The organism is Spirillospora sp. NPDC049652, from assembly GCF_040675125.1.
In the GTDB taxonomy this organism is placed as follows: Bacteria; Actinomycetota; Actinomycetes; order Streptosporangiales; family Streptosporangiaceae; genus Spirillospora.
The window spans coordinates 1-4,489 of record NZ_JBFAOF010000606.1; the positions used below are offsets into that span (position 1 = coordinate 1).

Sequence of the window (4,489 nt, forward strand, 5' to 3'; positions counted from 1 at the left end):
CGGCGGCCTCGGCGGACAGCACGGCGGCGATCCGCTCGGCGTCCTGCTCCAGCCCGGCGGCCTTGACGCCGCGGACGATCTCGTCGGTGTCCAGCTCGCCGGCGGCGGCCGCGGCGAGGGCGTCCGGCGGCAGGACGGGCTTGTGCTCCATGTTCACGATCACGCCGCCGACCGGGAGGCCGGCCTCGCGCAGGTCGTGGATGCCGTCCATCGTCTCCTGGACGGGCATCTCCTCCAGCAGCGTGACGAAGTGGACGGCCGTCTCCGGGCTGCGCACCACCTTCATCACGGTGTCGGCGTGGTTGCGGACCGGGCCGACCTTGGCGAGCCCGGAGACCTCCTCGTTGACGTTCAGGAACTTGGTGATGCGGCCGGTCGGCGGGGCGTCCATGACGACGGCGTCGTAGATGAACGCGCCGTCCTTGGTGCGCCGCCGGACGGACTCGGAGGTCTTGCCGGTGAGGATGACGTCGCGGAGCCCGGGCGCGATCGTGGTGACGAAGTCGACGATGCCGAGCTTGGTCATCGCCTTCCCGGCGCGCTTGAGGTTGTAGAACATCTCGAGGTACTCGATGAGCGCCTCCTCGGTGTCCACCGCGAGCGCGTGGACGTCGCCGCCGCCCGGGGCCACGGCGACCTTCCGCTCCTCGTAGGGCAGCGGCGGGACGTCGAAGAGCTGCGCGATCCCCTGCCGCCCCTCGACCTCAACCAGCAGTACCCTGCGTCCGCCCGCGGCCAGGGCCAGGGCCAGGGCGGCGGCGACGGTCGTCTTGCCGGTGCCGCCCTTCCCCGTGACCACGTGGAGGCGTACGCCGTCCCAGTCGGTGTCTCTCGCGCTCACCCGATCGACCATATCGTTCGCTCGGCAAGGACTTCAGAGCCCGGCTCCCGGGAGATAAGTGATCCCTGACACGATGGCGCTCCGGGTGCGGACCGTTGTCTCGGACGTGCCCACGCGGTTAGCTGGGAAACGCGAACCGGACGCCGGCCCGGCACGCCCGGTCAGCGGACCGGGCGCCCCGCGGCCGCCGGGCGGCCGGTCCGCCCGGGCCCGGGGGCCGGGCCCAGGGGCAGTTCGGCTGAAAGGTGGCCCGCCATGGCGGTGGTCCTCTTCCTCGTCATAGTGATCGCGGTCGTCGCGCTGATCGGGCTGGCGTCGTCGGTCCGGATCGTGCAGCAGTTCGAGCACGGCATCGTGTTCCGGTTCGGCCAGGTGCAGCGCGGCGGGCAGCTCCGCCCGGGCGCGGTGCGCAAGCCGGGCCTGACCGTGATCCTGCCGCTCGCCGAGCGGATGCAGAAGGTCAACCAGCAGACGGTGACCATGGGGGTGCCCGCGCAGGAGGGCATCACCCAGGACAACGTGAGCGTGCGGGTGGACGCGGTCGTCTACTTCCGGGTCGTGGACCCGGTGAAGGCGATCGTGAACGTGCAGAACTACGGCTACGCGGTGTCCACCGTCGCGCAGACCTCGCTCCGGTCGATCATCGGCCAGTCCGACATGCAGGAGCTGCTGGGCGAGCGGGAGAAGATCAACGCCCGGCTGCGCGGCATCATCGACAACATCACCCAGGATCCGTGGGGCATCCTGATCGAGCGCGTCGAGATCAAGGACGTGTCGCTGCCGGAGGGCATGAAGCGGTCGATGGCCCGGCAGGCCGAGGCCGAGCGGGAGCGGCGCGCCCGGATCATCACCGCGGACGGCGAGTTCCAGGCGTCCAAGCGGCTGGCCGCGGCGGCCGAGATCATGTCGCAGGACCCGGCGGCCCTGCAGCTGCGGCTGCTGCAGACCGTCGTGGAGGTGTCGGCGGAGAAGAACAGCACGCTGGTCATGCCGCTGCCGGTCGAGATCCTGCGGTTCTTCGAGCGCGCGGCGGGCGGTTCGCAGGCGGTGCAGGAGGCCGGCGCGAGCCGGCCGAAGCAGGACCTGAGCGAGCGGCTGGCGAAGGCCGAGCAGGACCTCGCCAAGGCCACCGAGCAGGCTCCGCCGATGGAGTCGGTCGAGGACGTCCCGCCCGTCATGGGGCTGGACGAGCCGCAGCGGCACGAACTGGACGAGTCCAAGAGCCCCGAGGAGGAGGCGCCGGAGCTGGCGCGTCCGGAGCACCCGAGGGGCATCGCGGGCGGCGACAATGGGCAGTCCGAGACCCGTCCTTCGGAGTAGCGAACGTGGCGGCCCCGATCGCCGGGGCCGCCACGATTCCGCCTGGCGGCCTCGTGCGCGCGTGACGGGCGAGCTTAGGCGGGCTGGCGTTCGTTGACGGGCTGCGTCGGCTTTGGCGCGTCCAGAGTCAGGCGGCGGACGCCCGGGGCGGCCAGTGTGCCCAGGCAGGACGTGGCCACCAGAACGGCCGCGACCAGTAGCGGAGCGCGCGGGCCCCAGATCGAGGCTGCCCAGGGGCCGAGCGAGTAGCCGAGGGGCGCGGCGGCGAGGGACAGCAGCCAGTCGTAGGAAGAGACGCGCGCGAGCGATTTGGCGGGGATGACGGCCTGGACGGTCGATCCCCATGTCGGGTTGAGAAAACCGAGGCCGCCCAAGGCCACCGAGTAGCAGGCCACGAAAACCGGGGCTGGAGCGAAGAACGCCAACGCGGTCAGCGGAATCGCGTAGAGGGCCAACCCCGCGTTGGCCACGGCCACAGGACGGCGCGGTCGGCAGCGTCCCGCTATCAGGGAACCGACGACGAGCCCGACCGCACCGGCTTCCGTGGTGACGATCCAGACGCTCTCGCCGCCAAGCCTCTGGACCGCGATGACCGGCGCGAGGGTGAGCATGGCGCCTTGCGCGCCGTTCCACATGCCGTGCGCGATGAGGCTCGTCCAGTACCAGTCGCGTGCGCGGACCTCCGCCCACCCCTGCCGCAGGTCCGCGACGAGCGAGGTCGCCGGTTCGTCGGCTTCCGCGGACTCGTGCCGGACGCGCGTGCACGAGAGCAGGGCCGCGCTCACTCCGAAGGACGCGGCGTCGAGGAGGAACGTCCAGCCGGGGCCGATCGTGAGCACGAACGTGCCCGCGATGGCCGGGCCGAGCAATCGGGCGCCGCCCGCGACGGTGCCCAGCAGCGCGTTCGCGCGCAGTAGCGCGTCCGTCGGGACGGTGCCGACGACCAGGGGCGACAGTGCGGGGAGCGCGAGTCCGGACGCCGCGCCGCCGACCGCCTGCGCGACGACGAGCTGCCACAGTGCCGGATGTCCGCCGAGCAGCAGCAGGCCGGTGCACAGCTGGGCCGCGCAGGCGAGGGCGTCCGTGGTGATCGCGATCGGGCGAGCACCGCGGCGGTCGGCGAGCACGCCGCCGAGGGGGAGCGCCACGAGCCGGGGGAGCATCGCCGCGGCGAGGACGATCGCGAGCGAGGACCCGGACCCGGTCACCCGCAGGACGGCGAGGGCCAGCGCGGCCGGGACGACGGCGTCCCCGGCCAGGGAGAGCGCCCGGGCGCCGAACAGCAGCCGGAAGTCCCGGCCCCGGAGGGGGTGTGTCATGCCGAGGGAGACTACTTCGACACAGAATAGTTCGTCAACGAATAATTCCGCTAAGACTGGTAGCGTGGCCGCATGCAGATGCGCGACCAGGTGGACGACCATGTGGACCGGTGGCTGCCCGTCCTTCCCCACCTCGACCCCGACATCGAAGGGGCCGTGACCCGCCTGCTGAAGATCGCCGGGCATCTGCGGCGGACCCGGGAGCGGGCCCTCGCGGACGGCGACCTGCACGTGCACGAGTACGACACCCTCCGGGCACTGGCCGGACGGGACGGCCGGGCCGCCCCGTCGCAGCTCGCGGCCGACCTCGGCATCGCGCCGAACTCGGTCACCGGCCGGCTCGACGGCCTCGCCGCGCGCGGCTTCGTCCGCCGGACGCCGTCCGAGACCGACCGCCGCCGCGTGATCGTCGAGCTCACCGAGGAGGGACGGGCCGCGTGGCGCGGCGCGATGTCGCCGGTGGGCGACGAGGAGCGCCGCATCCTCGCCGCCCTGGACCCGGACGAGCGCCGCCTGCTGTCCGACCTGCTCCGCCGCGTCATGATCCGCGCCAACGAGCGCTGACCCGGCTTCTCGTGGTCGGCGAGCGGGGTCAGGCGGGCTGGAGGACGAGGCGTCCGCGCAGACCGCCTTCGGCGAGGCGCACATGGGCCTTCGCGGCGTCCTCCAAGGGCAGTACCTCGGCGACTCGCGTGGTGATGCGGCCCGCGTCCGCGAGGGTGACCAGGTAGTCGAGCTGGGCCGTGTCCGCGTGGAACCAGACGTTCTGGACGCGCGTCCCCCGCAGGTTCGGAGGCACCACGTCGCCGCCGTTGACCGCGACGAACCCGCCCCGGTTCCGCAGGGCGTCCAGGGCGCGGATGCCGAGGCCGGCCGCGTCCAGGACGCCGTCCACACCCCCGGGGACCAGGTCCCGGACGGCCCGTCCGAGCGGCTCGTCGCGGCCGACGAAGTGCGCGGCGCCCGCGTCCCGCAGCGCCGCCTCGTCCGACGCGGACGCGGAGGCGAC

General features: G+C 72.8%; 5 protein-coding genes. 2 read left to right on the forward strand and 3 right to left on the reverse strand.

What is annotated here, in order from left to right:
- On the reverse strand, nt 1-841 hold an 841-nt coding region (bagA, locus tag AB0J52_RS28920; RefSeq protein WP_500185663.1), incomplete at its 3' end, for an ATPase BagA.
- 255 nt (nt 842-1,096) lie between these two features.
- Here bagA and AB0J52_RS28925 point away from each other — a divergent pair.
- Complete coding sequence (locus AB0J52_RS28925; protein WP_500185665.1) at nt 1,097-2,161, forward strand: slipin family protein; 1,065 nt, start codon at nt 1,097-1,099, stop codon at nt 2,159-2,161.
- A 74-nt stretch (nt 2,162-2,235) separates the two neighbouring features.
- Here AB0J52_RS28925 and AB0J52_RS28930 read toward each other — a convergent pair whose 3' ends face one another.
- Entirely contained in the window at nt 2,236-3,480 is a 1,245-nt protein-coding gene (locus AB0J52_RS28930; protein WP_500185666.1) for an MFS transporter, read from the reverse strand.
- Nucleotides 3,481-3,552: 72 nt separating this feature from the next.
- Between AB0J52_RS28930 and AB0J52_RS28935 the strand changes: the two genes are divergently transcribed.
- Nucleotides 3,553-4,044 carry a MarR family winged helix-turn-helix transcriptional regulator gene (locus AB0J52_RS28935; protein WP_500185667.1) on the forward strand — a complete coding sequence of 164 codons (492 nt, stop codon included), beginning with the start codon at nt 3,553-3,555 and terminating at the stop codon, nt 4,042-4,044.
- Nucleotides 4,045-4,072: 28 nt separating this feature from the next.
- On the opposite strand, the gene AB0J52_RS28940 is transcribed toward AB0J52_RS28935, so the two are convergent.
- On the reverse strand, nt 4,073-4,489 hold a 417-nt coding region (locus AB0J52_RS28940), incomplete at its 5' end, for a zinc-binding dehydrogenase (RefSeq protein ID WP_500185668.1).